Origin of the sequence: Citrifermentans bremense R1 (assembly GCF_000426865.1) — a bacterium.
Classification (GTDB): Bacteria; Desulfobacterota; Desulfuromonadia; order Geobacterales; family Geobacteraceae; genus Geomonas; species Geomonas bremensis.
On sequence record NZ_AUGE01000020.1, the window covers coordinates 1 to 14110 of the forward strand.

Sequence of the window (14110 nt, forward strand, 5' to 3'; positions counted from 1 at the left end):
GGGCTTTAGGGGCTTTAGGGGCTTTAGGGGCTTTAGGGGCTTTAGGGGCTTTAGGGGCTTTAGGGGCTTTAGGGGCTTTAGGGGCTTTAGGGGCTAGGGGCTAGGGGCTAGGGGCTAGGGGCTAGGGGCTGGGGGCTGGGGGCTGGGGGCGCCGGGCCCGAAACGCCCCCCGACCCGGGCTAGGCGCTGTCCAGGAAGAGGAGCGCGGGGTCCTCGAGGTAGCGGAGCACCTTCCCCAGGAACCTCGCGGCGTCGGCGCCGTCGGTGGCGCGGTGGTCGAAGGTGAGCGACAGCGGCAGGATCTTCCTGATGGCGATCTGGCCCCGGTGCACCCAGGGGCGTTCGACGATGCGCCCAAACCCCATGATGGCGACATCGGGCCAGTTGATGATGGGGGTGGCGAAGGTACCGCCGAAGTGGCCGTAGTTGGTGATGGTGAAACTGCTGCCGCGCAGCTCCTCCAGCGAGATGCTCCGCTCGCGCGCCTTGCGGCCGAGTTCCTGGACCGCCTGCGCCAACTCGATGATGCTCTTCTTGTCCACATCCCGGATCACCGGGACCATGAGCCCCTCCGGGGTGTCCACCGCGATCCCGAAATGGTAGTGCTTTTTCAGCACCAGTTCCTGCGCCTCGTCGTCGATGGAGCCGTTCAAAAGCGGGTGTTCGCGCAGCGCATGCTGGACCGCCTTGATGAAGAAGGGGAGGAAGGTGAGGTGCGCACCCCGCGACTCCACCTCCCCCTGCTCCCGCACCCGCATCTCCCATATGTCCGTGATGTCGACCTCTTCCATGCTGGTGACGAAGGCGGTGGTCCTTTGGGAAGCCAGCACGTTCCGGGCGATGGTGCGCCGCAGGCCTCTGAGCGGCACCCGTTCCCCGTCTTGGGGCGCCGGCCTCGCCTTCTGCACCGCCAAGGGAACCTGGTCCAGATCCTCGGGCTTGATGCAGCCGCGCGGCCCGGTCCCCCGCACGCTTTTCAGGTCGATACCCCGCTCCCGGGCCATCTTCCTCACCATCGGGGTCGCCAGTCCCTCGAACCCCGCCGGTGCGGCCGGAGTTGCCTCCTCCTCCGGTTCCGGCAGCGAGCCGACGATGCCGACCGAGGGTGGGCGCTGCGCCGGCCTGCGCTCCCCTTCGGGCTCCTCTTTCTTGGCGGCCTCCTTCGCCTCGGCGAAAGTCACCAGCGTCGCGCCGACCTGAACCGTCTCCCCCTCCTTGCAGTGAAGGCGGGCGACGACACCGGCGCGCGGGGATGGGACCTCGACCACCGCCTTGTCCGTCTCCACCTCGACCAGCGGCTGGTGTTCAGCAACGGCGTCCCCTTCCGCCACCAGCCAGCGGCGCAGTTCCACCTCGGCGATGCCTTCGCCCAGATCCGGGAGTTTGAAATCGATAGACATAGTGAACCCCTCAAAACCGAAAAGCGTGACCAGGGAGCAGGAGCAACAACGAAACCCTTCAGATTTTGCCTTCCTCCGTGATCCTCTGTGTTCCTCTGTGGTGAGAGCCTTTTCTTTTCTCCGAGAAAACCTCTGTGGCCTTCGTGAACCCCCGTGCCCTCTGTGTTCCGCATTTCGCCGTTTGCTCCGGCTTTTGTCAGTACTTCAGCACCTCGTCCAGCGCGGCCCGTATCCGGTCGGGGCCCGGCAGGTACTGATCGATCAACTTCGCCAACGGTACCGGCACATCGGGGGCAGTCACCCTCAGAATCGGCGCGCGCAGGTGCAGCATCGCCTCTTCCGCCAGCGTCGCCGCAATCTCGGCCCCGAGCCCGCAGGTCTTGATCGCCTCGTGAACGATGACGGCCCTCCCGGTTTTCCGCACCGAAGAAAGCAGCGTCTCCAGGTCCAGCGGGTTCAGGGTGAGAAGGTCGATCACCTCGGCGTCGTAGCCGTCGACCGACTTGAGCACCCGCTCCAGCATGCTCCCCCAGGCGACTACTGTGACGGCGGAGCCTTTGCGCGCTACCCGCGCCTTCCCCAACTCCAGCTGGTAATCCACCTCCGGCACCTCCTCCTTCAGCATGCGGTAAAGTCGGGTCGGCTCCAGGAACAGGACCGGGTCAGGGTCGCGCAGGGCGGCCAGAAGCAGCCCCTTAGCGCTGTAGGGACCGGACGGCACCACCACCTTGAGCCCGGGGATATGGCAGAAGATCGCTTCCGTGCTTTCCTCGTGCAGCTCCGGAGCCTTGATCCCGCCGCCGTAGGGGGTGCGGACCACCAGCGGACAGCTGTAACGCCCGCGGGATCGGGAGCGAAGCCTCGCGGCATGGGCGAAGAGCTGCTCGAAGGCGGAGTAGGTGAAGCCCATGAACTGGATCTCCGGCACCGGGCGGAGCCCATAAGCGGCCATCCCGATGGCGGCCCCCATGATGGCCGATTCGCAAAGCGGAGTATCCAGCACCCGTTCCGCTCCGAACCGGTCCTGGAGCCCTTCGGTGACCCGGAACACCCCGCCGTCCCGCCCCACGTCCTCCCCCAGGAGCACCACCCGGTCGTCGCGCGCCATCTCGTCGGCGAGGGCCTGGTTTATCGCCTGTACCATGTTCAGTTGCGCCATGTCAGCGTCCCTTTCTTTGCCCGGCCTGCCGCGGGGTGAGTGTCTCCAGCGCGCCGTCGAAGAGTTCCGCCGGGGCGGGGGGCGGCACAGCCTCCATCTCCCTTACCCCCCGGTCGATCAGCGCGGTCGCCTCCTCCTTGACCCCCCTCCCCTGTTCCGGGGTCCAGGCGCCGCTTGCGGCCAAGAAGCGCTCCAGCCTGAGGATGGGGTCCCGCCCGTTCCAAAGCGCCACCTCCTCGTCGGAGCGGTAGCGTCCGGCGTCGTCGGCCGTGGTGTGGTCGGCCATGCGGTAGGTGAGGCATTCCAGGAAGGTGGGGCCTCCGCCGCTTCTCGCCTTTTCCAGCGCCTGGTTCGTGGCTCGATAGACCGCGAGGACGTCGTTGCCGTCCACCTGCACCCCTTCGAACCCGTAGGCGAGCGCCTTCTGGGCCAGCGACGCCGAAGCCGTCTGCCCCTTGAGCGGGACCGAAATGGCCCACTGGTTGTTCTGGCAGATGAAGACTATGGGAAGCTGGTAGACCCCGGCCATGTTCATCGCCTCGTGGAAGTCCCCCTTCGAGGTCGCCCCGTCGCCGAAGTAGACCGCCACGGCGGCCGAATCCCGCCGGTAGCGGGCGGCGAGCGCAGCGCCTACCGCATGGGGAATCTGGCTTCCGACGGCCACGCAGAAGGGGAAGATGTTCAGCTGCGGCGGCGTCTTCTGGGCCCGCTCGTCGCCGGCCCAGTACTGGAGGAGCTGCGGGATGGGATACCCCAGCGTCAGGTGTGCCCCCATCTCGCGGAAAGAGGGGAACACCCAGTCCTCGGCCTTGAGCGCGGAGGCGCTCCCCACCTGGGCCGCCTCCTGTCCCCGTATGGGCGGGTAGGTTCCCAGGCGCCCCTCCCGCTGCAACGAAACGGCACGCTCATCGAAGCAGCGCGAGAGCACCATGAGCTGGTACATGCGCCAGATCTGGTCGGCCGATAACTCCGGCATGAGGGCAAGATCGGCGCTGCCGTTCTCATTGAGAACGCTCACGCGTTTCACTTGGAAAGTGGCAAGGACTTCTTCGGGCATGGTCGGCCCCTTCCGCGGAGGTGGCGATCAAAGAATTAGGAGAGTGTAAATGCACACTTGGAGGATGTCAAAACGAGTCTACAAAAAGAAATGGACTCCCGACCCCGCCCCCCGCACGGGGCAAGCGGCTAATGAATGAGATTATTAGAGGCGCGGGTGGGGGCAGTCAGGCTTTCTTTTTAATCTTCCCGTAGATCACTGGGACCAGGGCGAAGAGCCCGAGGAGCGCGAAAGAACCGAGCACCCGGGGGGAGGCGACGTCGGAGAGGGAGTTGATGCTGGCGAGGCTCGCCCCGGCGTTCACGAAGACGAACCCTCCCGGGATGATCCCGATCAGCGTCCCCGGGACGAAGACGCGTAGCGGCAGCCGGGTGAGGCCGGCCGCGAGGTTGATGAGGAAAAAGGGGAACAGCGGCACCAGCCTGAGAAAGAGCAGGTAATTGAAACCGCGCGTTTCCAGCTCCCGGTTGAGCCCCTCCAGTTTCGGCCCGAACTTGTCGAGCACGAGGTCGCGCAGCAGGTAGCGTGTCACCACGAAAGCGAGCGTCGCTCCGACGGTTGCGGCCATGACGGCGTAGAAGGTCCCTGCGAGGGAGCCGAAGATGGCGCCTGCCGCGAGAGACAATATGGCTGCACCGGGAAGCGAGAGCGCCGTCTGCAGGATGTAAAGGGCCATGAACCCGGCGACGGTGGCAGCCTGGTGGGCCCCGTAGTACTGGATGAGCGCCTGCCGGTTGGCCTTGAGCGACTCCAGGGTCAGGTAACGGCCGAGGTTGAGGTAGAAGAAGAGGGCCACTGCGATGACGGCGGCGACAAGTATGAGGATCTTTTTCAGGTTCATGCGGAGCGGCTCCTAACAGCAGATAGAGATAAAGATTGAGATTAAGACTAAGAGTAAGAGAAAGAATTATCGGTAGATGATCTACGTACACTGAGAAGTGATTTTTCTCAATCTCAATCTCAATCTTAATCTTACTTTATCTTTATCTGGCTTTTATTCCCTTTGCCAGTGAAGCCATGCCCCGATCAGCTTTTTTACGCCGGGCGTCAACCTGCTGCGGTTGTAGCTGTCGGCAAGCTTTCTGAGGCTCTCGGCCTGGGTGGGGTAAGGGTGGATGGTGCGCCCTATGGCGGAGAGCCCCAAGCCGGCGTTTATGGCAAGGGCTACCTCGCCGATCATCTCCCCCGCGTGGCGCGCGACTATAGTGGCGCCCAGGATGACGTCGCTCCCTTTTTTCAGGTGCACCCGCGCAAACCCTTCGCTCTCCCCGTCCAGGACGGCACGATCCACATCGCAAAAGGGTATGGTAAAGGTCTCGACCTTCAACCCGCGCGCCAGGGCGTCCGCTTCGTGCATCCCGACATGCGCCACCTCGGGGTCGGTATAGGTGCACCACGGCACGATCAGGCCGGAATTCTTCCTCCTCCCCGGGAAGAGGGCGTTTTCTATCACTATCCTCGCCTGCGCGTCGGCTACATGGGTGAACTTGTATCCGGAGCAGATGTCTCCGGCGGCGTAGACGCGCCGGTTGGAGGTCTGCAGGTAATCGTTCACCTTGACCCCGCTTTTGCCGTATTCCACTCCCGCGGCCTCAAGCCCCAGCCCCTCGGTGTTGGGCGCGCGCCCGGCGCCGACCAGAATGGCGTCGACGGCAATCTCGAAACCAACCCCGTCCCGCTCCAGGAGAAGCCGTTTTTCCGAGCCGCTGCTCCAGGCCCTGACGAGCTTCGCCCCGAGTTCCAGTTCGATCCCCTCACGCCGGAAAGCCGTTTCGAGGATAGCGGCCGCGTCGCGGTCCTCGCGCCCCAGGATCCCAGATCCCCGCTCGACCATGGTCACCTTGCTTCCGAAACGGGCGAAGGCCTGCGCCAGCTCGCAACCGACGGGGCCCGAACCGATCACAGCGAGCCTGGCGGGAAGCGAGGTGAGCGAGAAGACCGTCTCGTTGGTCAGGCATCCCGCCTCCTCCAGGCCCGGGACCGGGGGGATGGCCGCCCGGGCGCCGGTGCAGAGCGCGGCCTTGGCGAAATGGAGCGCGGCCCCTTCGACTTGGAGGGTGTCCGGGGCGGTGAAGGTCCCTTGTCCCAGGTAGACGTCGACACCCAACTCATCCCGGAAGCGGAGCGCCGAGTCGTGGCGGCTGATCCCGGCCCTCAACCCGCGCATCCGCTGCAGCGCCGCGGCAAAATCGGCCTGCAGCGCGTCGCCCCCGACTACGCCGAAGCCGCCGCTATGACGGGCATCGAAGACGGCGCGCGAGGCGCGGATCAACGCCTTTGACGGGACGCAGCCGACGTTCAGGCAGTCTCCCCCGAGAGCCAGCCGCTCGACCAAGGCCACGCGCGCCCCCAGCGAAGCCGCCCCAGCGGCACAGACAAGGCCCGCGGTCCCGGCGCCTACCACCACCAGGTTGTAGCGTCCCGACGGCGCCGGGTTTATCCAACGTCCCGGGCGCACGTTGGCCTCAAGTTCCCGGTTCTCCGCCGTATCCGGCTGAAACACAAGTTGGTCGTTCATCGCAGTCATCCTTTGCAAGGTTTTCCTCAATGTATTAACATAGTGAAGAAACAATAACCGTTTGCATGGGCAAAGCAGCAACTTAGGCAGGGATAATTCAGGGTGAACTTTTCCGCCAATTACCTTATCATCTTCTCAGCGGCAGGCAGATAGCAAATTCCACCTTTCCTCCCTTCTGCCGGCTGTGCAGTTTATCAAGCTTATCCGGTAAAGTGCTCCCCTTCCGAAGAAGTTCAGAAGCATCGGAGGAGTCATGAACGATGCAGATAGCAAAAATGCTGTGAATCGTTCCAGAGACCGCAACGCCTTTGACAGCGACAACGTCTCCCTGTCCACGGAAGAACTGGTCAGGGAACTGCAGGTCTATACCGACCTGTACGAGTTCTCCCCCGTAGGACTTTTCACCCTCGACGCCGCCGGTAACATCCGTGGCGTCAACAGCACCGGGGCCGGCCTCCTCGGCAGGGCTCGGCCGGAACTGGTCGGAGTCCCTTTCGAGCAGGCGGTGGCTGAGCCGTCCAAGGGGGACTTCTCCGTTTTATTGAACGACGCCCGCACCAGCCAGTCTAAATCCGCCTGCGAATTAACCCTCATCTCCGACTCCTCACGGGAGCTTCCGGTGCGCATAGATGCCCTCAGCTGCAAAGAGGGGACGGAATACCGGCTGTCGGTGCTCGACATCACCAAGCGCAAGCAGTCGGAGCTGGCGCTCCAGCGTTCCGAGGCCCGCTACCGCCGCCTGTTCGAGACCGCCAAAGACGGCATCATGATCGTCGAAGCGGACAGCGGCGCCATCGCCGAGGTCAACCCTTTCCTGGTCGACATGCTCGGTTGCAACAGGGAAGCGCTCTTGGGCAAAACGGTCTGGGAGCTCGGCTTCTTCGCCCGCATCGTACCGGGCGCCTCCGACTTCAAGGCGATGCAGCAAAAGGAATACTTCCATGGCGACGACCTGCTGCTCGCCACGGTACGGGGGCGGGATATCCCCGTGGAGGTGGTAAGCAACTGCTACCAGTCTGAGCAAAGCAGCGTGGTGCAGTTCAACATACGCGACATCAGCATCCGCAAGAACGCGGAACAGGCACTGCTCACCAGCGAAGAACAGTGCCGGACCATAGTCAGCAACATCAACGAGTACGTCTACAGCGTCCGCTTCGAAGAGGGGGACATCACCTCCGTCTACCACAGCCCGAAGTGCTTCGACATCACCGGATACACCCCGGACGAGTACTACCGGGACCCCCTGCTCTGGTTCACCATGATCCACGAGGAGGACAGAAACCTGGTGGTCGAGTTTCTCAACGGCATCTTCGCGGGGCTGGACCACGAGCCGATACGGCACCGCATCATCCATAAGGACGGCTCGGTGCGCTGGATAGTCAACAACTGCGCGGTTCAGAGGCAGCGCAGGGGGGACCGCCTCAGCATCACGCGACTGGACGGCTTCATCCTGGACATCACCGACATTAAAAGGGCCGAGGAAAACATCTTCTTCCTGGCCCACCACGATCCGCTCACCAAGCTTCCAAACCGCAGCACCCTATACGAGCGCATGGAGCAGGTGATCTGCGCGGCCCAGAAGAGTTCGCGCAACGTGGCCCTGCTTTTCCTCGACATCGACGGTTTCAAGCAGATCAACGACTCCATGGGGCACGACGTAGGGGACAGGCTGCTGCAATCGGTGGCCAAAAGACTCAGCGACTGCACCCGCTCCTGCGACGTCGTCTCCAGGCTTGGGGGGGACGAATTCGTGGTGATGCTGTGGGACTGCGGCGAGGCCGAGACCACGGTCGTCGCTGAGAAGGTCATCAACGCAGGTTTTCCGGTTCTGGGCAGCAACGTCACCGTGACCCCCAGCATCGGGATCAGCATCTTCCCCGACGACGGCCGCGATTACCTGACGCTCTTGAAGCACGCCGACATCGCCATGTACCACGCCAAGAAATCAGGGGGAAACAACTTCCAGTTCTTCACCCACCGGCTGAACGAAATAGCGCACGAGAGGTTCATGCTGGAAGCGGAGCTGCGCCGGGCGCTGGACCGGGAAGAATTCGTCCTTTATTACCAGCCCAAGGTCGACCTCTCGACCGGGAGGTTCAGCGGCATGGAGGCGCTGATCAGGTGGCAGCACCCGGCCCACGGGCTGATGCTCCCGGAGAGCTTCATCGGCATCGCGGAGGAATCGGGCCTCCTCACCCAGATCAGCAAGTGGATCATCCCGACCGTCTGCCGCCAGATCCAGCAGTGGCAGCAGCAGGGAATCAACTCCGTTTCCGCTGCGGTCAACCTCTCTGCCAGCTTCTTCCAGCACCCCGACTTCGAGGAAACCATCGAGGACTCGCTGCTGCAAACCGGCATCGCCCCGGAGTGCCTGGAGCTGGAGCTCACCGAGGCGACCATCATGAGCGACCCGCAGCGGGTCTTAGGGAGCATGGCGGCCATGAAGGCGCTCGGGCTGCAGCTCTCCATAGACGACTTCGGCACCGGCTATTCCAGCTTGAGCTACCTGAAAAAACTCCCCGTCGACAAGCTGAAGATAGACCAATCCTTCATCCACAACATCGCCCGCGACGCCGACAACGCCGCCGTGGTACGTGCCGTGATCAGCATCGGGCGCAGCATGCAGCTCAGGGTGATCGCCGAGGGGGTGGAGAACGCGTCCCAGCTCGCCTGGCTGCAGGCCGAAGGGAGTGAGGAAGCGCAAGGATACTATTTCAGCCGCCCTCTGCCGGTGGCGAAGATGACCGCGCTTTTGAAACAGAGGGCAAACTTCCTGCACAACCCGCGCGGAAAGACACAGTCGAAGACGCTCTAGCCCCCGGAAATCAAATCCCTGCTGCTAAGCGGCAAAGAAAAAGGCTGGCAGATCGCGGTTTCCCGGGCCTGCCAGCCTTTTTTCCCCCTCAAGGTCACGCCTCAACGGTCAGTCGGCGGTGACGTCCTCCTCGTCCTCAAAATCGTACTCTTGGTCTTCACCCTGGTCCTGGTCCTGGTCCTCCTCATCGTTCATCATCTGTTCCGGGCCAGGATACTCCCCCTGCATCGTGTCGTGCATCTTTTGCATCTCCGCGGTCAGCTCGGCCCGCTGCTGCACCATAGTCGCCACGGTCTCCGCCACCAGGTCCAGTTTCGCCTGGCCGTCAGCCTGCCGCATCCGCTGCACCAGCTGGGCCAGCTCCGCATCCTGGCTTTTTACCTTCTCCATCATGTCGTCCATCATCATGGCATGGTCGGGGTTCCCCTTGGGGCAGTCGCACCCCGGCCTCCCGCCGTAGGGGCCTTTTCCCTGGCGGCCCCGTCCCACTGGGCTTGGCCGGGCACCGCACCCCGCCCCGTCGCACTCCACGAAGATCGATTGCAGCTCTTTCTTCACCAGCCCGGAATCGATCCGCTCCTTTTGCACCATCTCTTCCAGCTGCCGCAGGTGCGTCTTCACCTGCACCAGGTGCTCGTCCATCATCTTCTGCCGCTCCGGCGGCAGCCGCATTGCGCCAAGCGCCGTTGCCCTTTGTTTTTCCATCTCGTCGACGCTGCGCCGCATCTCGGAGACGGCAGTGCGGGCCAACCAAGGCTGCACAACCGGGCCCTGGTCCGCCGCCTGGTAAAGGGTCTGGGCGAAGTTGGCGACGTTTCTGTGGTAGGCCCGCATCAGCAGATGCGCGGGTGTCGGCATCATCTCCTGGTCCATTTGCTGTCCGGGAGGCACCTGGTGTATCGTCGCAGCGGCACCGGTCCCGCCGGCGCGTCCGGCGGTTGCACCACCGTTTGCGGCAAAACAAGGTACTGCGGCAAGGGCAAGAACTGTTATTACTGCAGCTGTGACTCTCACTGGCAACTTCCCCCTTTTCTTTTTTCTGTCAACCAGAGCCCCGGACAGCGGTTGCGATAGGTCTTTCACCCTACAGAGGCCGTCTTCCCTGAATCAGGTTGATTATAACCACGATGATGGCAAGCACCAGCAGCAGGTGAATGAATCCACCCAAGGTATAGCTGGTTACCAGCCCTAGAAGCCACAGAATCAACAAGATAACCACGATGGTCCACAGCATGTCGTCCTCCTTTTGGAAGCGCCCTGTTGCAGCAGCCGGCCGCCTCCGGTTGTTTTTTACCTCACTTTCCCACCCTGAGCCGAGTGATGTTCTCCATGAGCCCGAATACGTTCAAAAGCCAGATTACCACCACGATGACCACCACCGCGTTGAGGATCGACTTGATGGAACCTGCCATGGGGACATAGGTGTTCACCAGCCAAAGCAGTACTCCCACCACGATAAGAACCAGTAAGACCTGTATCAGGGGCATGACGGATACACCTCCCTTGTCGTTCGTCGTCCGGAACCTGATCTCCCCCAGCGCCGGGACCCTGTCATTGCCCGACCGTTTCGATCACCAGCAGAGCGACCGCAACCACCACCGGCGCCTTGGAGAGAAGCTGCTTCAGGACCCGCGGGCTGCCAGGCTCTTAAGGCAGCACCGCGTCAGGCGCCTACTTCTCCGTTTTCTTCTCTGCCTTTCCGGCGGTTTTTTGCACCTTGCCGGTCACCTTCTCCGCCCTTCCCTGATGCTCCATGGATACGTTGCGGCTGATGTTGCCGGCTTCTTCTTTCACCTGTCCTTTCAACTCGTGCAGCTTGCCTTTTGTCTGGTCTTTCGTGCTCGGTTTCATGGTTTTTACCTCCTGACCGATTACCTTCGTGCCGGATGATGCATCTTGCCTGATGACTGCGGCCGCTCTGCTGGTGATCGATGCTGCAGCGGGTGCTGCGCAGGGGAAATGGGTCGTGTGAACCACGGGAAATCCAAACCATTAATTAATGTTAATTTTACAACTCGTTTAGTGTATATGGGGGTGATTTGGTGTCAAGCGGGGGGCGGCGTGCCTTAGGCAGCCAAGGAAGGGATGCGCGGGGAGGAAAGATGCAGGGGAATCGGCAGGAGGGGGTGCGTGGTGCACTCCCCTCACGGCCTGGTCAACTGAGCGAGGTGAGACCCTGGCGTACGGCGTACTTGGTCAACTCGGCGATGCTGAAAAGGTCCAGCTTTTTCATGATGCTGTGCCGCTGGTTCTCCACCGTCTTCACGCTGACACCGAAGCTGAAGGCGATCTCCTTCGCGTTTCTGCCGTCGGCGATCAACTGCAGGATCTCCCTTTCCCGCTGGGAGAGGTTCTCGTAGGTAGCCGGCACCTCGTCGGGAATGCGCTGCAGGTACTCCTTGATCAAAAGCGTGGTCACCCTGGAAGGGAGATAGGTCTCCCCCGAGGCTACGGCCCGGATCGCGGTGGCAAGCTCGGCAAAGGCCGAGTCCTTGAGCACGTAGCCGTTCGCGCCTGCCTTCAGCACCTCTACCACGAAGCGCCGGTCCGACTCCATGGAAAGCGCCAGCACCCGCGCCTGCGGCCACTCCGCGACGATAGCGCGCGTGGCATCGATGCCGTTCAGGTCGGGCATGGTGATATCCATGACCGTGACGTCGGGGCGGTTTTCGCGGGCCAATCGGATCGCCTCGGCGCCGGTGGCAGCCTCGGCGATCACCTCCATGTCCTGTTCCTTGTCGATCAGTACGCGCAACCCCTGCCTCACTATGGTGTGGTCGTCCACGATCAGTACCTTCATACTCATATCCCGCCTCCTATTTTATCTCGGTTTCCACGGGAACCTCGATGGCAGCCCTGGTGCCTCCCTGCGGCCTGGACTCGATGCTGAACACCCCGCCCAGATGCTCTATCTTCTGCTGAACATTCAACAGCCCGAACCCGCCGCTTCTGGAACGGGTGCCGTCGCCGGCGCCTGGCTTGAGGCCTGTCCCGTCATCCTCCACCTCGATCACGATGCGGTCCCCGACCCGGGTGAAGCGCACCCGGCATTTCTTGGTCCCGGCGTGCTTGGCCACGTTGAGCAGCAACTCGCGGACCGCCTGGAACACGGTGGAGCGCACCTCGTAGCGGAGGGGTTTGTCCTTGCCGTCGTCGCTGAACCCCACTTCCAGCCCGAAGTCGGCGTGCAGTTCCTCCCCCAGCCAGCGCAGCGCGGCTTCCAGGCCGGCGGTGGCCAAAACGGGGGGACGGATCTGAAAGGTGAGCGACCGGATGTCCTGAAGGGTCTGCTCGATCAGGGTCTCGACCCCCATTGCCTCCGCCTCGCACTCCCCCAGGGGAAGGTTGCTCGCCAGTGAGTCCAGCTTGATCTTCGCGAGGATCAGGCGCTGCCCCACCTGGTCGTGCAGTTCGCTCGCGATGCGGTCGCGCTCCCGTTCCTCCGCCATCGAAATCTCGAACGCCATTTCCTGCAGCTTCTGCTGCTGGGACAGGAGTTCGACCTCAACCTTCTTGCGCACCTCGATCTCCTGGATGAGATGCTTGTTGGTAAGGGAAAGTTTCGCCGTCCTAAGCTGCACCTCCCGCTCCAGTTGCTGCCTCGCCCCCAAAAGTACCTGCTCGGCGACCTTGCGCTCGGTTATATCCATCACCGACCCGGTGAGGCCGATGACCGCGCCGGTCTCAGCGAACAGGGGCTGGAAGCTCACCAGCCAATGGCGCAGCCCGCTGGGCCAATCCGCTTGCCCCTGGACTTCCAGGTTCAGCAGGGACTCCCCACGTTCCAGGACCGGGCGCCACATCTCCTTGAGGGCGACCACGAAGCTGGCAGGATGCACCTCGTCGATGGTTCTGCCGACATGCTCATCCATGGGCCTGCAGTTGTAGCAGGCCATCTGCTCGTTGAGGCGCAGGTAGCGCATCTCGCGGTCCACGGCGAAGAGGCCGACGGCAGTGTGGGTGTAGATGTTGGTCAATTCCTGCAGCTGCATCCGGTAGCGGCTCTCGCTTCGGTGCAGCGCCTCCTCAGCCCGTTTGCTCTCGGTTATGTCCGAGATGAACCCGTGCCAGAGGGTGCCGCCGTCGGTAAGCCGCATGGGGCGCGCCTGCCCGCGCAGCCACCGCATTCCCCCGTCCGGGACGTCGATGAGGAACTCGTGCTCCCAGGGTTCAAGCGTCTCGGCCGAATAGAGAAAGGTCCCCAGAATGGTCTGGTACTTCTCGGGGGGTAACCTCTCGAAGAGCTGGGCTGGCTCCTGGAGAGGCGCCGCTGCTGCGCCCTGATTGAGCTCGTCCCCCCCCCTGCTCACGTAGGGGGTACTGAAGAGACCATCCGGGGTGAGGCAGGCCTGGAACAGTATGCCGGGGACCTGGCTGGAGAGACCGCTCAACAGGTCGTGGCTTTTTTCCAGCTGCCCGGTGTAGTCCTGGACCTTGTCGAGAACGCTGTTGAATACCCCGGTGAAAAGCGCAAGTTCGTCGCTTCCACGGCACTGCATCCTGTGGCTGAAATCCCCCGCTGCGATCCTCGCCACACCTTCGTTTAAGAGCTGTAGCCTGCGGCGCAAAAGGGAATTGATGAAAAAGGCATTGGCCCTTCCCCCAGCGACCACCAGCAGCACGAAAGCGAAGGTGAGGAAGATGGTGCGAAAGTTTGCCCTGTTGAAGCGCTGGCGGGTCAATTCCTGCAGGGCTGCGGAGGATTGCTGCAGGGCGGAATCCTTCAGCATGATCTGGCTGTAGAGCCGGCTGGCCAACTCGTCGTGGTGCGCCCTGTCCAGCTCCGGGCCCGACTTTCCGCGCAAGAGCTCGACCAGCCGCTGCGAAACCAGCTCCGATTCCCTGAGGTCCGCCTGCACCTTCTCCAGGACCTCGCGCTCTTGCGGGGCGCGCAGATGCTCGTTCCCCAGCCGGATCGACGCCTCCGCGTCACGGTTCAGGGCGAACCACTGCACCCTGGCGCGTTCCAGACCGTAGAGGAAAAACTCGTCGCGCAGCGTGGCACGCTCGAAAACGATGGTCTGGATGTCGTCCGACAGCACGTCGTTTTGCCGGGCCGAGTTCAACTCCCGCGAGGACCAGAACAAGACGGCTGCTCCGAAGACGAGCAGGCTGAAGAACATGATGGAGCTGATTTTCATCCGCTCGGCAAAGGTCACGC

General features: G+C 62.7%; 12 protein-coding genes. 1 reads left to right on the forward strand and 11 read right to left on the reverse strand.

Translation table 11 applies throughout. From position 1 onward, the window contains the following. Positions 1 to 179 precede the first annotated feature (179 nt). From K419_RS0112715 to K419_RS0112735, 5 genes are all read right to left on the reverse strand, one after another. Entirely contained in the window at positions 180 to 1400 is a 1221-nt protein-coding gene (locus K419_RS0112715) for a dihydrolipoamide acetyltransferase family protein (protein ID WP_026841931.1), read from the reverse strand. A 196-nt stretch (positions 1401 to 1596) separates the two neighbouring features. Beyond that, the gene (locus K419_RS0112720; RefSeq protein ID WP_026841932.1) at positions 1597 to 2559 is read right to left on the reverse strand and encodes an alpha-ketoacid dehydrogenase subunit beta; all 963 of its coding nucleotides are present in this window, start codon (positions 2557 to 2559) and stop codon (positions 1597 to 1599) included. A 1-nt stretch (position 2560) separates the two neighbouring features. After that, positions 2561 to 3616, reverse strand: coding sequence for a pyruvate dehydrogenase (acetyl-transferring) E1 component subunit alpha (gene pdhA, locus K419_RS0112725; RefSeq protein ID WP_026841933.1), 1056 nt, complete (start codon positions 3614 to 3616; stop codon positions 2561 to 2563). Positions 3617 to 3782: 166 nt separating this feature from the next. Then, entirely contained in the window at positions 3783 to 4457 is a 675-nt protein-coding gene (locus tag K419_RS0112730) for a TVP38/TMEM64 family protein (protein WP_026841934.1), read from the reverse strand. 153 nt (positions 4458 to 4610) lie between these two features. Further along, entirely contained in the window at positions 4611 to 6134 is a 1524-nt protein-coding gene (locus tag K419_RS0112735; protein ID WP_026841935.1) for a mercuric reductase, read from the reverse strand. Positions 6135 to 6387: 253 nt separating this feature from the next. On the opposite strand from K419_RS0112735, the gene K419_RS0112740 reads away from it, so the two are divergent. Further along, positions 6388 to 8949, forward strand: a complete 2562-nt coding sequence (locus K419_RS0112740) for a bifunctional diguanylate cyclase/phosphodiesterase (protein WP_035497219.1) — start codon at positions 6388 to 6390, stop codon at positions 8947 to 8949. A gap of 108 nt (positions 8950 to 9057) precedes the next feature. On the opposite strand, the gene K419_RS0112745 is transcribed toward K419_RS0112740, so the two are convergent. The 6 genes from K419_RS0112745 to K419_RS0112770 all read right to left on the reverse strand — a co-directional run bounded on the left by K419_RS0112745 (position 9058) and on the right by K419_RS0112770 (position 14108). Then, entirely contained in the window at positions 9058 to 9963 is a 906-nt protein-coding gene (locus tag K419_RS0112745; protein WP_026841937.1) for a hypothetical protein, read from the reverse strand. A 70-nt stretch (positions 9964 to 10033) separates the two neighbouring features. Then, the gene (locus tag K419_RS23575; protein WP_012528890.1) at positions 10034 to 10183 is read right to left on the reverse strand and encodes a lmo0937 family membrane protein; all 150 of its coding nucleotides are present in this window, start codon (positions 10181 to 10183) and stop codon (positions 10034 to 10036) included. 61 nt (positions 10184 to 10244) lie between these two features. Beyond that, positions 10245 to 10436, reverse strand: a complete 192-nt coding sequence (locus tag K419_RS0112755; protein ID WP_012528889.1) for a Thivi_2564 family membrane protein — start codon at positions 10434 to 10436, stop codon at positions 10245 to 10247. Positions 10437 to 10620: 184 nt separating this feature from the next. Continuing rightward, positions 10621 to 10800 (reverse strand): CsbD family protein, encoded by a 180-nt coding sequence (locus K419_RS0112760; protein ID WP_012528888.1) that lies wholly within the window; start codon positions 10798 to 10800, stop codon positions 10621 to 10623. A 304-nt stretch (positions 10801 to 11104) separates the two neighbouring features. Beyond that, a complete protein-coding gene (locus tag K419_RS0112765) occupies positions 11105 to 11755 on the reverse strand; it encodes a response regulator transcription factor (RefSeq protein ID WP_026841938.1) in 651 nt (216 codons plus the stop codon). A gap of 10 nt (positions 11756 to 11765) precedes the next feature. Continuing rightward, complete coding sequence (locus K419_RS0112770; protein WP_026841939.1) at positions 11766 to 14108, reverse strand: PAS domain-containing protein; 2343 nt, start codon at positions 14106 to 14108, stop codon at positions 11766 to 11768. Positions 14109 to 14110: the final 2 nt, after the last annotated feature.